At 69.3% G+C, this 22063-nt stretch carries 19 protein-coding genes; 9 read left to right on the forward strand and 10 right to left on the reverse strand.

The features are described 5' to 3' along the window. Positions 1–5 precede the first annotated feature (5 nt). Together AB0G47_RS27925 and AB0G47_RS27930 are read left to right on the forward strand one after the other, a co-directional pair. Positions 6–965 carry a LysR family transcriptional regulator gene (locus tag AB0G47_RS27925; protein ID WP_360775395.1) on the forward strand — a complete coding sequence of 320 codons (960 nt, stop codon included), beginning with the start codon at positions 6–8 and terminating at the stop codon, positions 963–965. Between the two features lie 225 nt (positions 966–1190). Beyond that, positions 1191–2378, forward strand: a complete 1188-nt coding sequence (locus AB0G47_RS27930) for a hypothetical protein (protein WP_360775398.1) — start codon at positions 1191–1193, stop codon at positions 2376–2378. Between the two features lie 85 nt (positions 2379–2463). Here AB0G47_RS27930 and AB0G47_RS27935 read toward each other — a convergent pair whose 3' ends face one another. Then, the gene (locus tag AB0G47_RS27935) at positions 2464–4554 is read right to left on the reverse strand and encodes a PhoX family protein (RefSeq protein WP_360775399.1); all 2091 of its coding nucleotides are present in this window, start codon (positions 4552–4554) and stop codon (positions 2464–2466) included. Positions 4555–4811: 257 nt separating this feature from the next. On the opposite strand from AB0G47_RS27935, the gene AB0G47_RS27940 reads away from it, so the two are divergent. Together AB0G47_RS27940 and metG are read left to right on the forward strand one after the other, a co-directional pair. Continuing rightward, positions 4812–6050 (forward strand): VWA domain-containing protein, encoded by a 1239-nt coding sequence (locus tag AB0G47_RS27940; RefSeq protein ID WP_360775402.1) that lies wholly within the window; start codon positions 4812–4814, stop codon positions 6048–6050. A gap of 108 nt (positions 6051–6158) precedes the next feature. Beyond that, positions 6159–7790 carry a methionine--tRNA ligase gene (gene metG, locus AB0G47_RS27945; RefSeq protein WP_360775405.1) on the forward strand — a complete coding sequence of 544 codons (1632 nt, stop codon included), beginning with the start codon at positions 6159–6161 and terminating at the stop codon, positions 7788–7790. 116 nt (positions 7791–7906) lie between these two features. Here metG and AB0G47_RS27950 read toward each other — a convergent pair whose 3' ends face one another. From AB0G47_RS27950 to AB0G47_RS27970, 5 genes are all read right to left on the reverse strand, one after another. After that, positions 7907–8500 carry a hypothetical protein gene (locus tag AB0G47_RS27950; protein ID WP_360775408.1) on the reverse strand — a complete coding sequence of 198 codons (594 nt, stop codon included), beginning with the start codon at positions 8498–8500 and terminating at the stop codon, positions 7907–7909. Between the two features lie 9 nt (positions 8501–8509). Continuing rightward, positions 8510–10600 carry a trypsin-like peptidase domain-containing protein gene (locus AB0G47_RS27955; RefSeq protein ID WP_360775411.1) on the reverse strand — a complete coding sequence of 697 codons (2091 nt, stop codon included), beginning with the start codon at positions 10598–10600 and terminating at the stop codon, positions 8510–8512. Between the two features lie 275 nt (positions 10601–10875). Next, positions 10876–11283: a hypothetical protein gene (locus AB0G47_RS27960; protein ID WP_360775413.1), complete on the reverse strand. Its 408-nt coding sequence runs from the start codon at positions 11281–11283 to the stop codon at positions 10876–10878. A gap of 327 nt (positions 11284–11610) precedes the next feature. Continuing rightward, a complete protein-coding gene (locus AB0G47_RS27965) occupies positions 11611–12414 on the reverse strand; it encodes a class I SAM-dependent methyltransferase (RefSeq protein WP_360775416.1) in 804 nt (267 codons plus the stop codon). Continuing rightward, positions 12411–12884, reverse strand: a complete 474-nt coding sequence (locus tag AB0G47_RS27970; protein WP_360775419.1) for a MarR family transcriptional regulator — start codon at positions 12882–12884, stop codon at positions 12411–12413. Before AB0G47_RS27970 ends, AB0G47_RS27965 begins: the two co-directional genes overlap by 4 nt. Positions 12885–12997: 113 nt before the next feature. On the opposite strand from AB0G47_RS27970, the gene AB0G47_RS27975 reads away from it, so the two are divergent. Continuing rightward, positions 12998–16789: a hypothetical protein gene (locus AB0G47_RS27975; RefSeq protein ID WP_360775422.1), complete on the forward strand. Its 3792-nt coding sequence runs from the start codon at positions 12998–13000 to the stop codon at positions 16787–16789. Positions 16790–16805: 16 nt separating this feature from the next. Here the strand turns inward: AB0G47_RS27975 and AB0G47_RS27980 are convergent, their stop codons facing one another. Next, a complete protein-coding gene (locus AB0G47_RS27980; RefSeq protein ID WP_360775424.1) occupies positions 16806–17393 on the reverse strand; it encodes a TetR/AcrR family transcriptional regulator in 588 nt (195 codons plus the stop codon). 108 nt (positions 17394–17501) lie between these two features. On the opposite strand from AB0G47_RS27980, the gene AB0G47_RS27985 reads away from it, so the two are divergent. Next, complete coding sequence (locus AB0G47_RS27985) at positions 17502–18395, forward strand: NAD(P)-binding domain-containing protein (RefSeq protein WP_360775427.1); 894 nt, start codon at positions 17502–17504, stop codon at positions 18393–18395. Positions 18396–18475: 80 nt separating this feature from the next. Here AB0G47_RS27985 and AB0G47_RS27990 read toward each other — a convergent pair whose 3' ends face one another. Genes AB0G47_RS27990 through AB0G47_RS28000 form a run of 3 tightly spaced genes read right to left on the reverse strand, consistent with a single transcriptional unit; the run spans position 18476 to position 19737 of the window. Beyond that, positions 18476–18679: a DUF397 domain-containing protein gene (locus AB0G47_RS27990; protein WP_360775430.1), complete on the reverse strand. Its 204-nt coding sequence runs from the start codon at positions 18677–18679 to the stop codon at positions 18476–18478. Continuing rightward, positions 18676–18876 (reverse strand): DUF397 domain-containing protein, encoded by a 201-nt coding sequence (locus AB0G47_RS27995; protein ID WP_360775433.1) that lies wholly within the window; start codon positions 18874–18876, stop codon positions 18676–18678. Before AB0G47_RS27995 ends, AB0G47_RS27990 begins: the two co-directional genes overlap by 4 nt. A gap of 9 nt (positions 18877–18885) precedes the next feature. Continuing rightward, positions 18886–19737 carry a helix-turn-helix transcriptional regulator gene (locus tag AB0G47_RS28000; protein WP_360775436.1) on the reverse strand — a complete coding sequence of 284 codons (852 nt, stop codon included), beginning with the start codon at positions 19735–19737 and terminating at the stop codon, positions 18886–18888. A gap of 255 nt (positions 19738–19992) precedes the next feature. On the opposite strand from AB0G47_RS28000, the gene AB0G47_RS28005 reads away from it, so the two are divergent. The 3 genes from AB0G47_RS28005 to AB0G47_RS28015 all read left to right on the forward strand — a co-directional run bounded on the left by AB0G47_RS28005 (position 19993) and on the right by AB0G47_RS28015 (position 22018). After that, positions 19993–20421 carry an ATP-binding protein gene (locus tag AB0G47_RS28005; protein ID WP_360775439.1) on the forward strand — a complete coding sequence of 143 codons (429 nt, stop codon included), beginning with the start codon at positions 19993–19995 and terminating at the stop codon, positions 20419–20421. A gap of 79 nt (positions 20422–20500) precedes the next feature. Further along, positions 20501–21415, forward strand: a complete 915-nt coding sequence (locus AB0G47_RS28010; RefSeq protein WP_360775442.1) for a hypothetical protein — start codon at positions 20501–20503, stop codon at positions 21413–21415. Between the two features lie 15 nt (positions 21416–21430). Beyond that, positions 21431–22018, forward strand: a complete 588-nt coding sequence (locus AB0G47_RS28015) for a hypothetical protein (RefSeq protein WP_360775445.1) — start codon at positions 21431–21433, stop codon at positions 22016–22018. The last annotated feature ends 45 nt before the right edge of the window (positions 22019–22063 follow it).

Here is a 22063-nt window from a genome sequence, read left to right on the forward strand (position 1 = left end):
TGACCATGGAGCTCGAGGTGAGGCACCTCCGCGCGCTGTGCGCCATCGCCGACACCGGCAGCCTGCACAAGGCCGCACGCCAACTCGGCATGAGCCAGCCGTCGTTGACCACCCAGCTGCGGCGCATCGAGCAGGCCGTCGGCGGCCAGCTCTTCGCCCGCGAACGCACCGGCTGCCGCCCGACACCGCTCGGCCGTGTCGCCCTCAGCCGCGCCCGCCCCCTCGTCAGCGAGATGCGGGCGCTCATCAGCGAGACCAAGGCGGCCGCCGCCCGCGCCGCCGAGGGCCGGCAGCTGCGCATCGGCTCCACGGCAAGCCGTGCCATACCGGGCTGGCTGCGCCGGCTCCGCGTCCACCTGCCCCCCGGCACCGAGACCTCGCTCCAGATGGACGTCTCCGCGAACGCGCTGCTGCGCATGGTCGCCGACGGGCAGCTCGACATCGCCTTCGTGCACGAGGTGGAGGGCAGCCCGCTGCGGCTCCCCGAGGAACTGCGCACGCGGGTGCTCGTGCGGCGCGAGCCCCAGTTCGTCTTCCTCGCGGCCGACCATCCGGCGGCCGCGCAGTCCGTCGTACACCTCAGTGATCTCGCCGACGACCGGTGGATGGTCGACCCGACCGTGGACGGCGAGTGGGACGGGCTGCTCCGCGTCCTGCGTGCGGCCGGGATCAACCCCCGTGTCCTGCACGGCGATTACCTCACCGCGTCATCGCTCGTCGCCACCGGCGAGGTGGTCACCGTCTGCCAGCCGACCTCACGGGCGAGACCCGACATGGCGGTCCGCCCGCTGCACGGCGACCCCCTCGGCGTACGACTGCTCGTGGCGGCGCGTACGGAGCGGGAGCTCGACGCGGTGTACGGCGAGCTGGAGGCCGCCTACTGGGAGGCGGCGCGGCAGGCTCCCGCGTACGGGGAGTGGCTGCTGCGGACGGGGCGGGCGGGGGACGCGGCGCCCGCGGCGTGACGTGACGTGACCTTGGTCCCGGGCAAGGCAGGACCTTCGGCAAACCGCCCTTGACCTGCACTTTTGGTCGATTTACGGTCTTGCGCCCCGACATGCGGCCGGTTGTTACATTTCCTACGGATGACGCACACACAGCGCCCGTAGCTTCATGCCTGTCGCCACCGCAAAGGGGCACAAAGACGGACAGCCAGCCCGATCAGCACCAAGCACCAAGGGACCTCCGCTATGCGCGCCACCCGCCGTACCTTCCGCACCGCCGCCATCGCCACCGGAGCGATCGCCGCCCTCGCCGTCCCGACCACGGCCGCCTTCGCCGCGGACGCGCCGTCCACCCCGCAGAATCACCAGGCCGCCACGGACGACCAAGGTCAGGACCAGGGCCAGGGCCAGGACCAGGCGCAGGACCCGGGGCAGGACCAGGACACGAATCCGGGTACGGACACCGACACGGAGACGCCGCAGCCCGGCGGCTGGGAGTCGAAGGGCGTGACCGACCTCGGCAAGGGCTGGACCGCGGACGTCGAGGTCAACGCCTCCGCGCGCACGGCCAAGGCATCCATATCCCTCGACGGCGCCCCCAAGGGCTCGCTCACCGCGTACGAGAACGCCTCGAGCACCACCATCGACGGCAACACCTTCACCCTGACCCCCGACGGCACGGTCACCGCCAAGCTGGTGGACAAGGACAACGGGGACAAGGACAAGGACAAGCCCGTCCCCGGCGGCTGGGTCTCCAAGGGCGTGACCGACCTCGGCCACGGTTGGGCCGCGAAGGTCGACGTCAACGCCTCCGCACGCACCGCCAAGGCATCCATCTCCCTCAACGGCACCCCCAAGGGCTCCCTGAAGGCCTACATCGACCCGGCGAGCACCAAGATCGACGGCTGCACCTTCACGCTCTCCGCCGACGGCACCATCACCAAGAAGGCGGCCCCGAAGCCCAAGCCCAAGCCGCAGCCCGACGGCAAGCGTGTCTACGTACGCAGCGCCAAGCTGGCCGACGGCTCCCTGGCCAAGATCTACAAGCTCGGCAAGAACCACTACCAGGCCGACATCTACGCCCACGGCGCCAAGCTCGACACGCTGGACGCCAACGGCAAGTCCGTGACCGGCCAGAACAACGGCCTGTACGTCGTCCTCAACCCGGACGGCACCATCAAGTCCTGGGTCGAGGGCAAGACCAAGCCGACCCCGAAGCCGCAGCCCCACACCCAGCAGCCGCAGCAGCCCCAGCACAAGACCGGCTCCGGTACGTCCACCACGGTCATCCCCAAGGGCGGCGTCAAGGCCGGCTCCGAAGGCGTCACCCCGGCCGCCGCGAGCACCCCGCTGATCGCGGCCGGCGGCGGCATGGCGGCACTGGGCGCGGCGGGCCTCGGCTTCGCGATGTACCGCCGCAAGCAGAACGACTGATCTGATCGCGTGAGTACGACGATGGGGCACCCCGCGCCTGCGGGGTGCCCCATCGTCGTACTACATCCGGCTGAATCTGATCCGCTCAGACGCCGATGTCGCAGCCGTCCTTGCGCCACACCGAGACCACCGACGGACGGACGAGCTTGCCCGGTCCGTCGGGCCAGACGCTCGCCGGCTTCTCGACCGACGCCCCGTCGATCTCGCCCGGGTGCTGCACGGCGACGATCACGCGGCGGTCCTGGACGATCGGGCCGCAGGTCTCGGCGCCCTTCGGCATGGTGAGGAACTGCTTGAGCTCACCGCGCCGGTCGCCCTTGGTCGCGACACCGAACAGGCCGTCGTGCGCGCCGAGTTGGGCGCCGTCCGTCGAGATCCACAGGTTGCCGTGCGGGTCGAAGGAGACGTTGTCCGGGCAGGAGATCGGGCTGACCTTGTCCTTCGGGAAGCCCGCGAAGTACGTCGCCGGGTCGTTCGGGTCGCCCGCGACGAGGAACAGCGACCAGCCGAAGGTGGTCGCATCGGCGCGGTTGCGGCGCTCGGTCAGCTCAAGGATCTGCCCGTGCTTGTTCAGGTTCCGCGGGTTGGCCTCGTCCGCGCCGGCCTTGCCCGCCTTGCCGCGGTCGGAGTTGTTCGTCAGCGCGACGTACACCTTGCCGGTGTGCGGGGACGGCTCGATGTCCTCGGGACGGTCCATCTTGGTGGCCCCGACCTTGTCACCGGCGAGGCGCGTGAAGACGTACACCTCTTCGGCGGTCATGCCGTCGACGTGCGAGACGGCCTTTCCGCCCGGTCCCGCGGTGGCGAGCGGGATCCACGTACCGCTGCCGTCGAACTCGCCGTCGGCGGGCAGCTTGCCGGTGCCGTCGATCTCGGCGGCCGGGGAGTCGCCGGTCAGCTTGGCGACGTACAGCGTGCCCTCGTCGAGGAGGGTGAGATTGTGCTGGTGGGCGGCGCGCGAGCGGCCCTTGTCGAAGCGCTTGCTGCTGACGAACTTGTAGAAGTAGTCGAACTTCTCGTCGTCGCCCATGTAGACGACGGGGCGGCCGTCGTCCGTGAGCCGCGGCTGCGCGGCCTCGTGCTTGAAGCGGCCGAGCGCGGTGCGCTTGCGCGGGGTCGACTCCGGGTCGTACGGGTCGAGTTCGACGACCCAGCCGAAGCGGTTGGCCTCGTTGGGCTCCTTGGCGAGGTCGAAGCGGTCGTCGTACCGCTCCCACTTGCGCTCGGAGGCGGCGCCGATGACGCCGTACCGCTTGAGACGCGCGGCGGCGGTCGGGTCCGTCACCTTCTCGGCGTTGGCGAAGTACTGATTGAAGTTTTCCTCGCCGTGCAGGGTGGTGCCCCACGGCGTGGTGCCGCCCGAGCAGTTGTTGAGGGTGCCGAGGACGGTGACGCCCTTCGGGTCGGCCTTCGTACGGACGAGCGCGCTGCCGGCGGCGGGGCCGGAGAGGCGGAACTCGCTGGTGGCGGTCAGGCGCCGGTTGAGCTGATGGCGGGAGACGGCGGCGAGCTTCCCGCTCTTCTGCTCCTCCTCCACGACCACGACCGACAGGCCGTGTGCGGCCCAGGCGATCTCGACCTGCTCGCGGGTCGGCTTCTCGGGGTCGTACCCCTTGAACATCAGGATCTCGTCCGTGTACTCGTGATTGGCGACGAGGACCTGGCGGCCGTGCTCGCGGTGCAGCGGCAGCAGCGAGAGGAAGTCGTTGTTGTACCCGAACTGTCCGGCCTGCGCCTTCGCGGTCTGCTTGTCCGCGTCGAAGGCGGGGGCGCCGCGGAGGATGGGCTCGCCCCAGCGGATGACGACGTTCTGGGCGTAGCCGTCGGGGATGGTGACGGCGTCGGTGGTGTTGGGCGCGACGGGCGTGAAGCGGAGTCCGCGCGCCCCCGTTTTGCTCTTTTGCGACGACGGTTTCTGGGCGGCCGCGGTGGCCTGCGGGGCGGCGGGACCGGCGATGACGGCGCCGCCGGCTGCGGTGGCGACCGTCACGACGGCCGCGGCGCGCATCATCGAGCGGCGGCTGAGCGCGCCGGCTATGACATCGCCGACGTACTCGTTGTCGCTGGTGTTGGGCACCTCGTGGAAGCAGGCGTCACCGCAGCGGAAACGGCAGGTCATGGCGGAACGGCCGCCGCTCCCCTGGTGCGAGGTGATGATCGGCAGCAGCTTGCGCACGGTTCCTCCGTTTTGTGGGCGTGGCTTGTTTCCGCGGCGACGCTAGGGGTGGAGGAGTGCAGGGCGGCGGACGCCGGGTGAACGGGAGGTGAACCGGGGGCGCACATAGGGCAGTTGACGTGCGGGTGAGTGATAAGGGTGACGGTGTCGGCGGTGTACGGCGACCCTCGCCAAGATCGCGGAAGGCGGCGGCTAACCTTACGTGTCCGCCCTGGCCAGGGGTTATCGGGAATCAACTCACGCGAAGGGGTGCACCCATGGGCATTCTGAGTGTCCTGCGGAATGCGTTCGGACGGTCGTCACGTAAGGGGGCTACGGCTGAGCCTGAGGCTGCGGCGACGCCGGAGCGTGAGGCCCAGCCGGAGCAGCCCGACCAGAAGGTCTCGGTACCGGCCCCCAGCTCCGAGCCGACTCCGTCGGAGGCGTCCGCGCTCGTGGCAGCGGCGTTCGACAACGTATCGGTCCCGGCCCAACAGTCGACCGAGCCCGAGCCGGTGATCGAAGCCGAGCCCGAAGTCGACGCCACCGCTGTGGGCAATCGTCCCGCTGGGCGGGACGGGTGGGCACAGCCCGAAGCTGCCCTCGCCGATGAAGCGGCAGCGGCCCCCGTGACCGAGACGGAGCCCGAAGCCACGGTTGCCGAGGAAGCCGCAGAGCCCCCCGTCGCCGAGACAGAGCCCGAGACGCCGGTTGCCGATGAAGTGGCCGAGGTGACTGTGACCCCGGCACAGCCCGAAGCTGCCCTCGCCGAGGAAGCGACAGAGGCCCCCGTGACCGAGACGGAGCCCGAAGCCCCCGCAACCCCGGCGGAGCCGCAGGCCGCCCCCGCCAGCGAAAAGCCCGCCACCACCCCCGCCAAGCTCAAGTCCAAGGCCCCGGCACTGGCCGCCGCCTACAAGGCCGCCGGCGCCGCCCTGAAGAAGCGGGACCTCACGGGGACCCGCGCCCCCGTGTACCTGGTCCTGGACCGCTCCGGATCCATGCGCCCGTACTACAAGGACGGCTCCGCCCAGAGCCTGGGCGAACAGGCTCTCGCCCTGGCCGCCCACACGGACCCCGAAGCCACGGTCCACGTCGTCTTCTTCTCCACGGACATCGACGGCACCGGCACCCTCACCCTCCCCGAGCACGAGGGCCGCATCGACGAGCTGCACGCCGCGGCGGGCCACATGGGCCGCACCAGCTACCACCGCGCCATCGAAGAGATCGTCACCCACTACGAGAAGTCCGACCACAAGGGCAGCCCGGCCCTGGTGATCTTCCAGACGGACGGCGCCCCCGACGCCAAGGGCCCCGCAACCCAGGCCCTCGCCGACGCGGCCAAGCACCCCCTCTTCTTCCAGTTCGTGGCATTCGGCGACCACGAGGCAAAGGGCTTCGACTACCTCCGCAAGCTGAAGGCGGACAACGCCGCCTTCTTCCACGCGGGCCCCACGCCCAAGGAGCTCACGGACAAGGAGCTGTACGAGGGCCTCCTTGCCGCCTGGCGCCCGTAGCCGCAGACCCACGACCGCACGTCGACCAGGGGGTGGCACCAAAAGCCCCGGGTCCACCCCCTGGAATCGATGTGAGTCGATCTCCATCCGGCCGTTAGGATTTCGACCATGGCGGCCACTGGATCCGAGAAGCAGGGAGCGGACGAGAACGCAAAGGCGTTCTACGTCTCGACCCCCATCTACTACGTAAACGACGCTCCTCACCTGGGCCACGCCTACACGACCGTTGCAGGGGACGTGCTCACGCGCTGGCACCGTCAGCGCGGCGAGAAGGTGTGGTACCTCACCGGCACGGACGAGCACGGTCAGAAGATCATGCGCACGGCCGAGGCGAACGGAGTCACCCCCCAGGAGTGGTGCGACAAGCTCGTCACCGAGGCCTGGAAGCCCCTCTGGGAGCACCTGAACATCGCGAACGACGACTTCATCCGCACGACGGAGAAGCGTCACACGGACCGCGTGCAGGAGTTCGTCCAGGATCTCTACGACAAGGGCGAGATCTACAAGGGCGGCTATGAGGGCCCGTACTGCGTGGGCTGTGAGGAGTACAAGCTCCCCGGCGACCTGATCGACGGCGAGGGCGAGTACGAGGGGCAGAAGCTCTGCCCCATCCACAAGAAGCCGGTGGAACTCCTCAAGGAGGAGAACTACTTCTTCAAGCTCAGCGAGTACGGCCCCAAGCTCCTGGAGCTCTACGCGGCGAACCCCGGCTTCATCCAGCCGGAGTCGGCCCGCAACGAGGTCGTGAACTTCGTACGCCAGGGCCTGCAGGACCTCTCGATCTCCCGCTCGACGTTCGACTGGGGCGTCAAGGTCCCGTGGGACGACAAGCACGTGATCTACGTGTGGATCGACGCGCTCCTGAACTACGCGACGGCGGTCGGCTACGGCGCGAACCAGAACAAGTTCGACGAGACCTTCCCGGCCAACGTCCACCTCGTCGGCAAGGACATCCTCCGCTTCCACGCGGTGATCTGGCCCGCGATGCTGCTGGCGCAGGGCCTCCCGGTGCCGGGTCGCGTGGCCGCGAACGGCTGGCTGATGGTCGGCGGCGAGAAGATGTCGAAGTCGAACCTGACGGGCATCAAGCCGCAGGACCTCACGTCCCACTTCGGCGTGGACGCCTACCGCTGGTACTTCCTGCGCGCGATCGCCTTCGGCAGCGACGGCTCGTTCTCGTGGGAGGACTTCACCGCCCGCTACACCTCCGAGCTCGCCAACGACTACGGCAACCTCGCCTCCCGCGTCGCGGCGATGGTCGGCAAGTACTTCGGCGGCGCACTGCCCGAGGCCACGGCCTCCGGTGACGCCGAGAAGGCGGTCCAGGAGGGCCTGGCGAAGGCCGTCGCGGAGGCCGACCGGAAGATCGGCGACGAGCTGGACTTCCAGGGCGGCATCCTGGCGATCTTCGACTTCGTGAAGCAGGTCAACGGCTACATCACGGAGCAGGAGCCGTGGAAGGTGGCCAAGGACGAATCGCCGGAGGGCAAGGCCCGCCTGGCGACGATCCTCTACACGGCGGCGGAGTCGCTCCGCGCGGTGGCGGTCCTGCTGAACCCGATCATGCCGGACACCTCCCAGAAGCTCTGGGACTCCCTCGGCGCGGAGCCCCTCCTGGGCGCCCTCGCCGACCAGGACGTCCAGGCCGCCGCCACCTGGGGCACGCTCCCCACGGGTGCGACGGTGACGAAGGGCGCGGTGCTTTTCCCGCGCCTGGAGGAGCCGAAGAAGGAGGCGTAGGCCCAGGCCTCGTCCCTTCCCGTACGTGAGTGAGGGCCCCGGAACCGTCAGGTTCCGGGGCCCTCACTCGTGCCGCTAACTCGTGCCGCTAACTCGTGCCGCTCACTCGTCCTGCCTCAGTCCTCACACCCGTCGATGTCGTCGTCGCACCCGTCCACATCGCCCGGGGCGATGCTGTTCAGACGCCACGAGATCAGGCCGGTGCCGTCCTTCACGGGGTCGACGCGGGCCTTGAAGGGCGTGCCCGGCGGAATGTTGAACTGGTCCGCCTCGCGGTCCCCGCACCCCACTCCGTAGGCCTGCTCCGCGCCGTCCCGGGACAGCGTCAGGGTGAGTTCGTCGACCCCGGCCGTGTCACAGGTGATGTCGAGCCGGTACGCCCGGTCGCCGGGGGCCTTGAAGGTCTTGTCCAGGCCCGAACCGACGTACGCGGTACCGGAGTCGACGAGCTCCGCGTCCGTGCCGTCGTCGGCGTAGGCGTCCAGGGCCCGGTCCGCACGCCGCAGCGCGTCGTCCGGCTCCCAGGTCCGATCGTCGCCGGACGGAGTCGGCGACGCTGCCGACGACTCGGACGACGACTCGGACGACCGCGGCGAGGCGCTCTTCTCCCCCGGCCCGCCCCCGTCCCCCCGCCCATCGGCACAGCCGACGACCAGGAAGGACGCGGCGGTCACCACGGCACAGAGGGGAAGGACGTGATGTATGCGCATGAAACGACCCTATCCGGGGGGAACGAGCTGGTACTCGCGCCCCAACGCGTCGGCCTGGGTGTTGCCGTACACGGAGACCTCGCCGTCGGACCAGCGCACGAAGACGTCGTCCTCCCAGAGGTTCCCGCCGAACTCGCCGGGAACGATCACGCGCGCGTGCTTCCACGTTCCGTTGGGGCCCTTGAGCTGGTTCTCCTTGCCGAGCCCCTTGGCGCCGACGTCCTCGTAGATGGTGAGTTCACCGTCCGACCAGCGCACGAAGAGGTCGAAATCGGAGTTGACCGACCCGTCGAAGTCGCCGCCCGCAATGACGTCGGCGTGCTGCTTCCACAGAGCGTTCGGGGCGAGCAGCTGCTTCTCGGCGTGGAAGCCGCCGCCGTCGACGTTGGTGTACTTGGTCACCTCGCCGTCCACCCAGCGCACCACCAGGTCGTCGGCCCACTTGTTGCCGCCGTACTTGCCCGTCGCGATGCCCTTCGCGTACTTCCACGTCGAACCCGCGTCGGCGATCTTGATCTCGTTCGCCGGGTGCTCGGAGGTGGAGGTGGGCAGCTTCGTGTTCTCGTCGATGTCCTTGTAGATCGTGACCTCGCCGTCGACCCACTTGACCATCAGGTCGTACGCGTTGGAGCCCGTGTAGTCGCCGGCGGTGACGACCTCGGCGTAGTCGGCCCACATCTTGTTCGGCTTCGCCAGTCGCGTCTCGCACGGCTGGCCCTTCTGGCACCCGCTGTAGAAGCCCTGGGACTGGTCGCCCGGGTAGAGGGTCATCTCCCCGTCGGACCACTTCACGATGAGGTCGCCGTCCTTCGTCCGCTGCGACGAGGTGTGGAACTGGCCGGTGGCGGCGGCGGTGGCATGGCGCCAGAGCCCCGCGTCCCCCATACCCACGCTGCCGGACGGCTTGTCCGGCTCGTAGTCGTTCACGGCCTGGTTGTAGAGGCGTACGACATCGGCGTCGAACTGCGAGGAGTAGGAGACGTTGTCCAGCTTGCCGCCGGTCTTGTACCCGCCGATGACGCCGATGACGTCTCCCCGCTTGCCATCGAAGTTCCGTAGGAAGGGACCGCCGGAGACACCGGGCGCGAACCCGTCGCACGCGATCTCCAGGAAGCGGCCCGCGTACGCCTTGGTTGACGTCGAGGGGCACACGCGCGGCGACTTGGAGCTGCCGGGGAAGCCGATCAGGGTGACGTTCTTCTGCTTCAGGTTCCCGGACGCGGGGAGCGTGGTGAGCTCATTGCCCATCCCCGTAGCGTTCTCCAGGAACTTGCCCTTGGAGTTCGGCCCCGTCCTCAGGAACGCGAAGTCGAGGTCGTCGGCCTTCGACGGGCCCTGGGAGAGGTAGCGGCCGTCGATCCAGATCTTCCCCTTCTTGATCGGGAAGATGCCGTACGGGGCGATGCCCTTGCCCTTGTTCTTCGGGTCCGCCTTCCAGCCCGGCGCGAAGGCGAGGTTGCGGAACCGGTCGTTGTCGTTGAGGCAGTGCGCGGCGGTGATCACCAGGGACTTGGTGGGCGAGGCCACCGACGAGGCGGAGCAGAACTGGTCCCGCCTGCCCGGGTCCGACTGCGGGTCGTCGTCCTGGTTGATGAGGAAGACACCGGCGGTGGCGACGCCCTTGTTGTCCAGGTGGGAGGGGGAGCGCAGCATGTCGCCCGGCGTCACGGTCCCGCCCGGCCCCGCCCCGTCAACTCCCTTGTCGGGGTTGGCGGGTACGGCCTTCGCGATGCGCTCCGGGGTCCAGTACGCCTCGGCGGCCCTGGCCTCCGCGATCTCCTCCGCGGTGGCCTTCAGGTCGTCGTCGGGGCTCTTGCTCGCGGTCGGCGAAGGGGTCGTCCCGGTCTCCTCGGCCTCGCCTTCAGCCTCACCCTTGCGGGAACGCACGGCATCCGGAGTCCCGGTGGGTTCCGGGGACTCGGTGGCCTTCGCGGGCCCGGTGGCCTCCGGTGTCGTGGTGGGCTCCGGAGTCACGGACGGGGACTCCGGCGCCGCCGGGGCCGACTCCACGGGTGCAGGGTCCGCGGGGGCCGCCGATGCCACGCCGGGCGAGCTGAGCAGTACGGCCGTCGCCGCGACGCCGAGCGCGGCAGTGCGCACGGCGGTACGTATACGCTGATTCACTCGGTTCTTTCGCTTTGGTAGGGATACATGGCCGTACGACGGCTATGCGCCGCAGGCGTCCCGGACCCTACGCCATTGGTACATACCAATGCACATCAACACGACCACGCCCAGGACGGGCGGATACGCACAAGGCCCGTTGAGGGTGACGCGGGGTCACCCTCAACGGGCCTTGTCCAAGACGAAATCGCCGACAGGAGGACAGACAACGGGCCATCAGCGTCGCTGATGGCCCGTCACAAAGGTTGAAATTAGTGATCGTTGAAGAATTGGAAGTGGTAGGAGCCCGAATTGTTCGAGGGCTCATGCGAGACTATGACGTCGAACTTCTGGCTTTCCGCGAGGTTGTACTTGCCGCCGTCCGAGGCGTCCCGGTAGCTGCACTTACCGTCGTTCTTCTCGTCGGTGAGGCTGTACACGAGGTCGCCGCTGTAGTAGTCGAAGACGTTCACCCACGCCTTCTTGCCGTCGCTCTTGGTGTCACAGACCTTGAGGTAGTCGCCGCGTTCCTCGATGTAGGCCGCCGCGTGCTTACCCGTGTCGTACAGCGGTCCGTGGTCCCAGTCCACCGCCTGCGCCGAGCCCGGCACCATGGCCACCGCGACAGCGCCCATGGCCAGTGCGGACATTCCGCCCTGAACTATTCGCTTGATGCGCAATTCAATCTCCCTAGCTTTTATGGTGAGGAGCGGTCAGAGCCGTCAGAGTCGGATGAGGCTAACAGTGGATGTCGGCCACCTCGCTCGCCAGGGTGGCTTCAAGTTCCCGAAGGGTGCCGCGTCCGGGAACTCAGCGGACCTTGACGGGCGTTGGCCGGGATGGCGGGTGGTGGAGCTGCCATCCATCCCTGTCAACTCGCTCTTCATCTCTCACACAGCACCCGAATAGACGTGAGCCCGACGACCGTAAAGGCCATCGGGGCTCACTGCTGTCTGATGCCGTCCCCTGGGCCGGCGCGGCATTGGCTTCCACGCGGCGATAGCCCCTCAGCCGCCCCGCACCGCGTGCAGCACCCGCATCCCCCGCTGCCCCATCTCACTGCTCCGTACGGTGAGGCCGGCCTCGCGGCAGTGGGACTCCAGCCACTGCGTGGCGATCCGCAGCTTGGGGTAGCTGCCGGTCCGTAGTTGCCAGGTTTCGCCCTCGCGCGTGTGCAGCAGATCGTGGACCGTGGCGGTCTCCTCGTCGGCGTACTCGACGAAGCAGGTCAGGAGCTTGTCCTCGGTCGCGCGGACCGGGAAGAAGCGGTCGGTGCCGTGCAGCGGTGCGGTGAGGTCGCGGTAGGTGATCACCAGGTGGCCGCCCTCGGAGAGCGCGACGGCGACATCGGCGAGCAGCGCGGTCACGTCGGCCCGGGTCGGGAGATGCGTGAGGGTGTCGCCCATGCAGACGACCGCCGATACCGTGCCCGGCTCGGTGAATTCCCGCAGGGCGGTGCGCAGATCGGCGTGGACGGGGCGGATGTCGGCGCCTGATTCCTTTACGTACGCGGCCAGTTCAGCCAGCAGCTCCGCACTCGTGTCCACGGCTATGACCGGGCCGAACCCGAGCGCCACCAAGGCCAGGCTCTGCGTGCCGGGGCCGCAGCCCAGGTCCACGGCCGTTGCTCCGTTCCCGGCCGGGGTGACCCCGAGGTCACGGAGCAGCTCGGTCTGCTGGGCCGCTGCCGCGGGGATGTCGCCGCCGAGCATCCAGGAGAAGTGCTCGGCCAGCAGCATCTCGTAATGCGTGATGGCCTTGGTCGTTGTCGTTGTCGTTGCCGTTGTCGTCGTCGCACTTGGTTCCGTCACGCGAAGCTCCCTCGTATCCAGGTGGCGAGATCTGCTAGGTGGACATTGCGGCGGGCGGCGTCGGGCTCGGCTCCGAGTGCGGCCCGGTAGGTGGGCGTGGCCTCGGCGTACCGTGCCCGCCCCGCCTCGGTGAGCGCCGCACTCACGGCTCGCCCGTCGCCCCGCCCGGCCACGCGCTCCGCGAGGTCCTGCGCCTCCAGGCGGGCGAGGAGCCGGGTCACGGTGCTGTCCTTCAGGCCGATGCGGTCGGCCAGTTCCCCCATGCGCATGGAGCCACTGGAATCGGCCTTGCCGAGGGCGCACAGGGCGCGATAGTCGGACAGCGGGAGGCCGTGGCGCCGCTGCAGGGTGACGTCCAACTGCCGCTCGATACGTCCGAGGAGCCGGACGGCCATGCACCAACGGTCGTCCTCGTCGTCACTCGCGAACTTGTCGGCGTTGCCCGCATCCGCCGGTATGCGTCCACTCATGCGGTGACGGTATCTGCTTGCACAAGCAAGTAATGGGCGGGGTGAGACCGCCCCCTTGGCAGCCCACCCGCCTTACCCTGGTGCGACCAACACCCGGTGAAGTGGGAGGACTTGTGAGCGGCGCCCCTGATGCCGGTGAGCTCGGCGGTGTCGAGAACTCCGTCTCCGGCGGGCGGCAAGGCATCGTCATCCAAGGGCGGGACTTCAACGGGCCGGTCACCATCTACGGCGACTCTCCCGGACCGCGGCAGCAGCCCGCGCACTCCGCGTACTGGGAGCACGTACGGAACATCGCACCCACACAACTTCACGATCGTGACGCCGAGTTGGAGGAGCTTGCCGCCTTCTGCAAGGGCATGGGCGAGCGCTCCTTCGCCTGGTGGCGGGCCGGACCCTGGGCCGGAAAGAGCGCGCTGCTCGCATGGTTCGCGCTGCATCCGCCGGCGGGCGTCCGCGTCGTGCCGTTCTTCATCACCGCACGGCTGGCCGCTCAGAACGACCGCGGTGCCTTTGTGGAGGTCGTGCTTGAGCAACTGGCCGAGCTGGTGGGCGAGCCCGTCCCGCCGCAGCTGACGGAGGCGACCCGGGAGGCGCATCTGCTGCGGCTCTTCGGGCGGGCCGCGCGGGAGTGCCGGGGTCGGGGCGAGCGGCTCGTACTGATCGTGGACGGGCTCGATGAGGATCGGGGCATCACCGATGGCCCCGATGCCCATAGCGTGGCGGGGCTGGTGGCGCGGGTTCCGCACGAGGAGTTGCGAGTCATCGTCGCGGGGCGGCCGAATCCGCCGCTCCCCGCTGATGTGCCTGCCGGTCATCCGCTGCGTATGGGCGGCGTCGTACGACAGTTGGAGCCCTCATCGTGGGCCGGGACCGTCCGTAGCCTGGCCGAGCAGGAGCTGGGGCGGCTCTTTCGTGCGGGTGGCGATCACCTCGACGCGCTGGGGTTGCTCACCGCCGCAGGCGGCGGGCTGAGCATCGACGACCTCGCGCATCTGACCGGCTCCGTGCCCTTTCAACTCCAGGAGATGCTGCGTACGGCATCGGGGCGCACCTTTGAGGTGCGCGAGGGGGCATGCCTCCTCGCGCACCAGGAACTGCACCTCCAGGCACGGGAGTTGATCGGCAAGGTGGCGCTCAAGGGGTACCGGGAGCGGCTGCACAGGTGGGCCGGCGAGTACCGGGAGCGCGGCTGGCCACCGGAGACACCGCCCTATCTGCTGCGCGGCTACTTCGCGATGCTGCGGGAGCACGGGGACGTCCCCCGCCTCGTCGCCCTCGCCACGGACCCGGCCCGGCACGAGCGGCTGTACGGCGACACGGGCGGCGACGTGGCCACGCTCGCGGAGATACGCGCGGGCGAGGAAGCCATCGTGGAGGGGGGCGGGCAGCCGTTGGCGGACGTGGTGCGGCTTGCCCTGCAGCGGGACATCCTGCGGCGGCGCAACGCGGCGGTCCCGGTCGAACTCCCGGAAGCGTGGGCCGCGTTGGGGTACGCGGATCGTGCCGAGGCGCTCGCGCGCAGCATTCCGGGGCTCGCGGATCAGGTCCACGCCCTGATCGGGGTCGCAAAGGCGTTGCGCGGACGGGGAGACGGGGAGCGTGCCGCCGAGATGCTGCGGCATGCGGAGGCCGCGATCCGCAGGACGGGGCCGCAGCGGAAGGGGACCGGATCGCAGGTCGCCGAACCGTGGCATTTCACGGCTGTTGTGGAGACATGGCTGGCCTGGGGCGAGGTGGAGCATGCGGCGGCCCTCGCAGCCACGATCGACTCGGACGCCGTACTGGAGAGCGTTGTTCAGCCGGTCACGGCCGCACTGGCGGAACGCGGTGGGTATGACCTGGCCGAGGAGTTCGCCGACGCGATCCAGAATCGCCATGTATGTGCGCTGGGGCTGCTCACGGCGGCCGTCGCCGCGGCAAAGGGCGGTGCACGGAAGCGGGCCCACCAGATCTTCCGCAAGGCGGATGCGGCGGCGCGCGAAGGCGAGCCCCACCCTCCCTCCGCCGCCGTGCTGCGGAAGATCGCCAGGGCGTACGCGGAGCTGGGCGAGTACAACCGTGGCCTTGCGTTCGCCGAGGGGCTCGGGGACGGGGCTCCGCCCGGCTGGCGCGAGATGGGGCTCGCCGAAATTGCCGCCCGCATGGAGATCGCTCTGGTGCTCGCCGAGCGCGGGGACGTCAAGGGCGCGCTGGCGCTCGCGCTGCCGGCCGGGACCGCGGATGGCACCGTCGTCACCGCCGCCGCCCACGCACAACTTTCCGACCAGGCCGTCCCGGTTCTGCAGGGCGTCTGCCGAGTCCTGATCGCCACGCGCCACTACGACGACGCCGAGGCCCTGGTCCGCTCCTCCGCCCCCTATGAGCGCACGTTGATCGCCGTGGCCATAGCCATGGCCCGAGTCGGGCAATGGGAGCGCGCCCTGCGGCTGATCGAGGGCCCGGCCCCCGGCATCGCGTTCGGCGGCGTCCTGGTCCAAGGCCTCTGCCAGGCCCTGATAGACCAGGAACGTCACGAAGACGCCGTACGCACGGCCCGCCGGCTCATCGTCAAGCGCGACCCCCTCGGCTCCGTGGCCCTGGCCCTGGCCTACGCCGGTCAGCACGGCCTCGCTCTCGATCTGGCCGAACCCTTGGACGGAGCCGCTCCGGAGCCGGTGGAGCTGGCCTGGAAGTGCAAGGTCCTACTCGCCGTCGGGCGGGCCGACGCGGCGCGGAGCCTGGCGGGCACCATCCCCGAATGGGCCTGGCGGGCCGTGGGTCTTGCCGCGGTCGCACGGGACCTCGCGACCGCGGGCCACGCCGAGGAGGCCGAAGCGGTCCTCACTCAGGCCGAGTCCGGCTACCGCGACGCCGCTCCCTTGCTCAGCGAACTCCGCGAACGGGCCACCGTGGCCACCGCCCTCGCCGTGGCGGGTCACGGCGAACAGGCACTTGCGCTCCTCCGTGGCATCGAGGAGAGGCTGCCGCCTCTGCTCACCGCCCCGCTCCTGTCTCCTCGCGTCAGCGTCCAGTACGCCGCCGTGGCCCAGGCGCTGGCGGCCGCCGGTCAGGTCGAGCGGGCGCTCGGGACGACGACCCCCGCCCTGCGCAAGAGCGACACGGACCACCCACTGCTGGCCGTCATCCGGCAGTTGACGGCCCTGGGACAGCCACGTCTCGCCCAGGCGCTGGTCCCCGGTCTCGCCAAAGAGCTGAACCGCGATCGCGCCCACTGCGAGCTGGCCAAGTACCACTCCCGGAAGGGGCAGTTCGACCTCGCACTCGCCCTGCCCTGGAGCGACACGTCCGACGCGAATCTCCGTCTGGAGGCACTGGCCGAGATCGTCGAAGGCCTCGCGCGAGGCGACCAGGTGGAGCGGGCCTTGGATCTTCGCGACCAACTCATGGCGACGGTGCGCAGGACGCCCCCGACAAGCTGCGGCACGTACGCGGCCATCGCCCGTGCCGCGCACGCCCTCGCCGACCACGCGACCACGACCGCCATGCTGGACCACGCCGAGCACAGCCGCTCGTACGAGTCCTACGGCGAGTACGCGCGGCTGGCACGGGCCCTCGTCACCACCGGTCACAGCGACCGCGCCGAAGCCTACGTACGCGACCATCGGAACGTGGTCGACGACGAAGGCAGCGGTCTTTCCGGCCTGGTCGAAGCCCTCGCCGAGTCCGGCGAAACCGCCCGAGCCGAAGCCCTCGCCCTGTCCTGCCCCTCGTCCCCGCAGGCCACCGCAACGGCCTGCTCCGCGCTGGCCCTCGCCCTGCCCCCTGACCAGGCGACCAAGGCCGCCGCCCTGGCGGTCCACCACAGCGACTGGATCACCGCACTCCCGGCCCTGCTGCACGCCGACCCCGCCACCCTCGACGTCCTCACGGCCCCGGACATATGGCCCCGCCTGACCGCCTACTGAAACCCGGCGGCCCGCCTCACCGCCCGTAAGACCCCACAAGCCGAGCCAACTGCCGCCCCACCGCCCGCAGCGGCTCCTCGCTGCGGGCGACCTGCGCCGTCACCTCCGCCCCCTCCAGCGCACTGATCACGGTCGTCGCCACCTCCCGCGCGTCCTCGGCGGGGAAGCCCGACGCCACCAGCTTCTCCTCGACGATGCCCTCCCACCCCCGCAGCGCATCGGCGCACACCCGCTGGATCTCCGAGTCCGTGCCGAGCGTCTCCAGGGCGGCGGCCGTGACGGGGCAGCCGTCCACCCAGCCCGACTCCCGTAGCCCCACGGCAAGTTCGACCGCGCAGGCCTCGATCGCCGCCGCCGGGTCCGCCTCGCGCGCCATCGCGTCCCGCAGCACCGCCGCGAACTCCTCGTCGCTGTACTTGATCGCCGCCACGGCGACGGCTTCCTTGCCGCCCGGGAAGAAGTGGTAGACGGAGCCGAGCGTCGCCTCCGCCTCCTTGGCGATCTGTTTGATGCCGGTGCCCACATAGCCCTGCCGCTGGATGAGGCGTGCGGAGACGGACACGATCCGGTCGCGGGTACTGAGGGCCGAGCTGCTCTGGGACATGGCCTCACCTTACCCACCATTAAGTAGAGCGTTCGTTCTAGCCGCGTGCTACGTTTTCCCCACACGCTAGATAGAGCGATCGTTCTAGTAACTACATGGAGTCGAGTCATGCCTTCCATCGCACAGTCCGTAACCGTCATCGGTCTTGGCCCCATGGGCCAGGCCATGGCCGCCGCCTACCTCGACCGCGGCTACCGCGTCACCCTCTGGAACCGCACCCCGTCCCGCGCCGACGCCCTCGTAGAGCGCGGCGCGATACTCGCCAAGACCCCCGAACAGGCCATCTCCGCCAATGAGTTGGTGATCCTGAGCCTGATCGACTACGACGCGATGTACGGCGTGCTCGACCAGGCCAAGGATGCCGTCGCGGGCCGGGTCCTCGTGAACCTCAGCTCCGACACCCCGGAGAAGGCACGGGCGGGGGCCCGCTGGGTGACCGAGCTCGGCGGGACGCACCTCACCGGTGGCGTACTGTCACCGCCGCCCCTGATCGGCACCCCGGACGCGTCGACGTTCTACAGCGGCCCGCGCGAGGCCTACGACACGCACCGCGCCGCGCTCGAAGTCATCACCGGCAAGTCCGACTACCGCGGCGATGACCCGGGCCTGGCGGCCCTGATGTACCAGCTCAACATGGTCATCTTCTGGCCGGCGATGATCGCCTACTGGCAGGCCGTCGCCGTGGCCGCCGCGCACGGGATCACGGCGACGGAGATCGCCCCGTACGCCGCCGAGAACTTCGCGGGCATGGGGCACTTCATCGACTTCTACGCACCGCGCATCGACGCCGGCAACCACGCCGGCGACGTGGACCGCACCTCGATGGGCCTGGCCAGCATGGAACACGTTGTCCACACGGCGGCCGACGCGGGCGTGGACACCGCGTTCCCGGAGGCGGTCCGCGAGATCTTCCGGCGCGTGATGGACGCCGGGCACGGGGCGGACAGCTTCAGCCGGGCGGTGGAGGTGATGCGGAAGGGGGCGTCCACGACAACCGTCTGATCGCGACGCTCGCCCCCTTGTGGGACCACCCTGCCCAGTACTCTGAATTCCCGTGGTGCGCCCGGTGGCTGAGGGTCGATTTACGCGAAGGCTCGTCCTTCACGTGCGCGCTCGGCCGCGCGGATCTGACGCAGGAGGGCGGCGAGCGCGTCCCGGGTGGGGGCCAGTATTCGGGTGGGGTCGTCGCTCTCGCGGAGGAGCAACGTGCCGTCGAGGGCGGCCAGTTCCATGCATTCGTTGCCGTCGCCGGGGCCGGAGAACGAGGACTTCTGCCACTGGATCACGTCTCACAGCTCCTTCGCGACTCCTGGATCTCCCGCAGCAGGGCGGCGAACCCCTCACGGGGCAGGGTGAGTATTCGGGTGGGGTCGTCGCTCTCGCGGAGGAGCAACGTGGCGTCGACGGAGGCAAGTTCCAAGCATTCGTTGCCTTCGGCACCTCCCGAGTAGGACGACTTCTGCCAGCAGATCACGGTGGCCATGCCCTTGCCTCACAGTTCCTGCACCAACCGGTGGATGAACTCCCGCGACGCCTCAGGCGTGAGGGATGCTCCCTCAACCCTACGAAAGAGCTTGCGAGCCCGTACCAGTTGGGACTCCGCATCCACGAAGGCGCTGCCTTGCGGGGTGTCCCTGTGCACCGTGTCCAGTCGGGGCAGTGGGCCGCCCGCCCACATCAGCGAACTGTTGGCACCGCCGAAGCCGTCGACGTCAAAGGGCACCACGCGCACGGTGATATCGGGGTGGTCCGCGAGAGCCAGGATCTCCCTCAACTGAGCATGGGCAGCCTTACGGTCTCCGACTCTGATGCGTAGCACTGCCTCATGAAGTACCGCCTCGTACTCAAGGGGCTCGTCGCGATCCAGGACGACGCGGCGATGCAGGCGATGGGCAACCCATGCGTCCACCTCGCCACTGGGCAGCTCGGGCACCATGTATGAGAAGACGGCCCGCGCGTAGTCCTCCGTCTGGAGAATTCCTGGCACATGCGCCGTGGCCACGACACGCAGCGATCGCGCATGGTGCTCCAGTTCGGACAGGTCCAGGAAGGCCGAAGGCAAGATCCCCCGGTACTCCTCCCACCATCCGCGCGTGCGGTCTGTCGCAATTGCCACCAGTGCATCGATCAACTCGCGATCCGCGCAGGCGTAATGCGCGGCCAGCCGCCGCAGCCGCTCCTCACTGAGGCCCGCACGGCCGTACTCGATCTGGCTCACCTGGATCGCGTTGACCCCGAGCAGCTCAGCGGTCTCCCGAGCGGTCATTCCGGCAGCCTCGCGCAGCTTGCGCAGCTCGGTGCCCAGGCGCAGCTGTCGCGCGGTGGGGTGGCTCCTCGGCGGCATGAGCACATCCTCTCTGATCCCCCAAAGCCTGCCTTGCACAGGCAAGTTGGCGCATTCGAACTTCCGTCGAACCTCCGTCTTTAGGTTGCGACGGATTAACCCTATCCCCTACGTTCAGTAATGCGTCGACCACCCGTAGCGATTCCCGGGAACCCGGAAGCGCACCGCCCCGCCCTGCCATGGCGCGGGCGACACAGCCACCGCCCGCAGATCGCCACGTACGCCAACTCCATCCGAACAAGCCGGAGTTACCCCATGCCCGAAACCGATGAAGGCAGCCCCCAACCCTGGGAGTACAGCCTCTACATCCCCAACGACCCCCGCGCCGTCACGATCTGCCGCCGCACCCTCCGCCTGATCCTGGCGATGCACGGCCGCCCCCACCTCTCCGAAGTCGCGGAACTCGTGGCGACGGAGCTGGTCGCGAACGCGGTGCAGCACACGAAGGGCCCGGCGGCCCTCCGTATCCGGTGGGCGCGAGGCGTACTCCGCATCGGGGTGTGGGACGCGGACCCCACCCCACCGGAAGCGAAGCCCCTGGCACCCGCCCTCGCAGAGGCGGGCCGCGGCCTCGCCCTGGTGCGGGGCTGCGCGGACGAGTGGGGCTGGTACGCCCTGGGCCCGGCCCAACTGCCGGACAGCAACGGCAAGTTCATCTGGTGCGAGCTGACCGAGGCGGCGTGAACGTTTCGTCCGCACTCGAAAGAGTGATCCCATTCCGCCGGCCGGGACACCCGGCCCTTGATCCACCTAGGTTCCGCACATGGTCACATCGCAACACGAGGTCTCGCACCGGATCTTCCAGGAGCGGCCCGAACTCCTGACGCCGGTCTTCCGGATCCTGGGTGTAGCGCTTCCTGAGAGGCCGACCGTCGAGGTAATCACGACGGACGTCACCGAGACGCGTCCCCTTGAGCGTTGGATCGACACCCTGCTCCGTGTCAGCGCGCCGGACGGCAGCGCATTTCTCCTGGCCATCGAGGCTCAGCAGCGCCGGGACCCGGAGAAGGCCGTGAGCTGGGGGTACTACCTCTCGTACCTCCACTCTCAGTACCGCATCCCCGCGCTGCTGCTTGTCGTGTGCCAGGACAAGGCGACGTCCACCTGGGCCATGGGGCCCTTCCGGATCGGAGTGGACGACTGGACCGCCCTGACGGTGCATCCCATGGTCGTCGGCCCCGACAACGTGCCGATGATCGTCGACCCCGACGAGGTCGCGCAGGACCTCGCCTTCGCCGCTTTCGCCGCGTTGATGCATCGGCGCAGCCCCGACTGCACGGCCATACTGGAGGCACTGGCCACTGCACTGAGATCGGCTGATGGCAAGTCCGCCGACTACTTCTGGCAACTGCTGGACCGCGGCCTGGGGGACACCCCGGCCAGAGCAACGTGGAGGGACGTGGTGGGCGTGACGATCTACTTCCCCGGTCAGGGGACTCTCGCCGAGGAGAAGTACCTCGAAGGCAAGGAGGCGGGCCTCGCCGAAGGCAAAGCCGAGGGCAAAGCCGAAGGCGTCCTGCGCGTACTGGAAATGCGCGGCATCCCCGTCCCGGACAGCGCCCGCGAGCGGGTCACCAGCTGTACCGACCTGGACACCCTCGACCGCTGGTTCGGTCGCGCCCTGAAGGTCACCGACGCCGACGCCCTGTTTGCAGAGGCAGCCGACCAGAGCGAGTAGCACATGGTGCTGATCATGGGAGGCATCATCGGCAGCTACTTCCCCGGCCGAGGGACCATGTCGGAGGAGAACTTCCTCCGCGGCGTGGCGGTCGGCCGGACCGACGAGCGGGGTTCGGCCGTGCTGCGCGTGCTGAAGTGGCGGGGCATCCCCACGGAGGACGAAACCCGTGAGCGGATCCGCGCCTGCACCAGCCTCCGCGTCCTCGACCGCTTCTTAGAGAAGGCGTTCACCGCCACCGAGGCAACAGAGCTGTTCACGGAGGTCGACGGGAACGACGCGGAAAGGGACGGGCCGGACCGGGGAGCGCTCCTGGCCGGCTATTACCTCGACCAAGACGGCTATCACCCCCTCCGGAGCGGCCTCAACTTCGACCCCGGCAGCCTCGCCGAGGGCCCCTACCTCCGAGGCATCCAGGCCGGGCGGGTCGAGGAGCGGGCCGTCAACATCCTCTGCACGCTCGAAGCACGCGGCATCCCCACCCTGGCCCGCACCCGTGAGCGGATCACCGCCTGCACAGACCTTGACGTCCTCCACGACTGGTTCGCCCTCGCCCTCGTCGTCAGCGACGCGGAGGACCTGTTCGCAGCCGCCCGCGATTGACATGCAGGCATTTGCCTGCATGATGGAGATGTGAGCCAAGAGACG

This window comes from Streptomyces sp. NPDC021622 (assembly GCF_040640795.1).
Taxonomy (GTDB): Bacteria; Actinomycetota; Actinomycetes; order Streptomycetales; family Streptomycetaceae; genus Streptomyces.

Excerpts from the sequence above, each read along its gene's own strand:
- AB0G47_RS27925 (WP_360775395.1), top strand. The coding sequence starts at position 6 with ATGGAGCTCGAGGTGAGGCACCTCCGCGCGCTGTGCGCCATCGCCGAC.
- AB0G47_RS27930 (WP_360775398.1), top strand. The coding sequence starts at position 1,191 with ATGCGCGCCACCCGCCGTACCTTCCGCACCGCCGCCATCGCCACCGGA.
- AB0G47_RS27940 (WP_360775402.1), top strand. The coding sequence starts at position 4,812 with ATGGGCATTCTGAGTGTCCTGCGGAATGCGTTCGGACGGTCGTCACGT.
- metG (WP_360775405.1), top strand. The coding sequence starts at position 6,159 with ATGGCGGCCACTGGATCCGAGAAGCAGGGAGCGGACGAGAACGCAAAG.
- AB0G47_RS27950 (WP_360775408.1), bottom strand. The coding sequence starts at position 8,500 with ATGCGCATACATCACGTCCTTCCCCTCTGTGCCGTGGTGACCGCCGCG.
- AB0G47_RS27970 (WP_360775419.1), bottom strand. The coding sequence starts at position 12,884 with ATGAGTGGACGCATACCGGCGGATGCGGGCAACGCCGACAAGTTCGCG.
- AB0G47_RS27980 (WP_360775424.1), bottom strand. The coding sequence starts at position 17,393 with ATGTCCCAGAGCAGCTCGGCCCTCAGTACCCGCGACCGGATCGTGTCC.
- AB0G47_RS27985 (WP_360775427.1), top strand. The coding sequence starts at position 17,502 with ATGCCTTCCATCGCACAGTCCGTAACCGTCATCGGTCTTGGCCCCATG.
- AB0G47_RS27995 (WP_360775433.1), bottom strand. The coding sequence starts at position 18,876 with ATGGCCACCGTGATCTGCTGGCAGAAGTCGTCCTACTCGGGAGGTGCC.
- AB0G47_RS28000 (WP_360775436.1), bottom strand. The coding sequence starts at position 19,737 with ATGCCGCCGAGGAGCCACCCCACCGCGCGACAGCTGCGCCTGGGCACC.
- AB0G47_RS28005 (WP_360775439.1), top strand. The coding sequence starts at position 19,993 with ATGCCCGAAACCGATGAAGGCAGCCCCCAACCCTGGGAGTACAGCCTC.
- AB0G47_RS28010 (WP_360775442.1), top strand. The coding sequence starts at position 20,501 with ATGGTCACATCGCAACACGAGGTCTCGCACCGGATCTTCCAGGAGCGG.
- AB0G47_RS28015 (WP_360775445.1), top strand. The coding sequence starts at position 21,431 with ATGGGAGGCATCATCGGCAGCTACTTCCCCGGCCGAGGGACCATGTCG.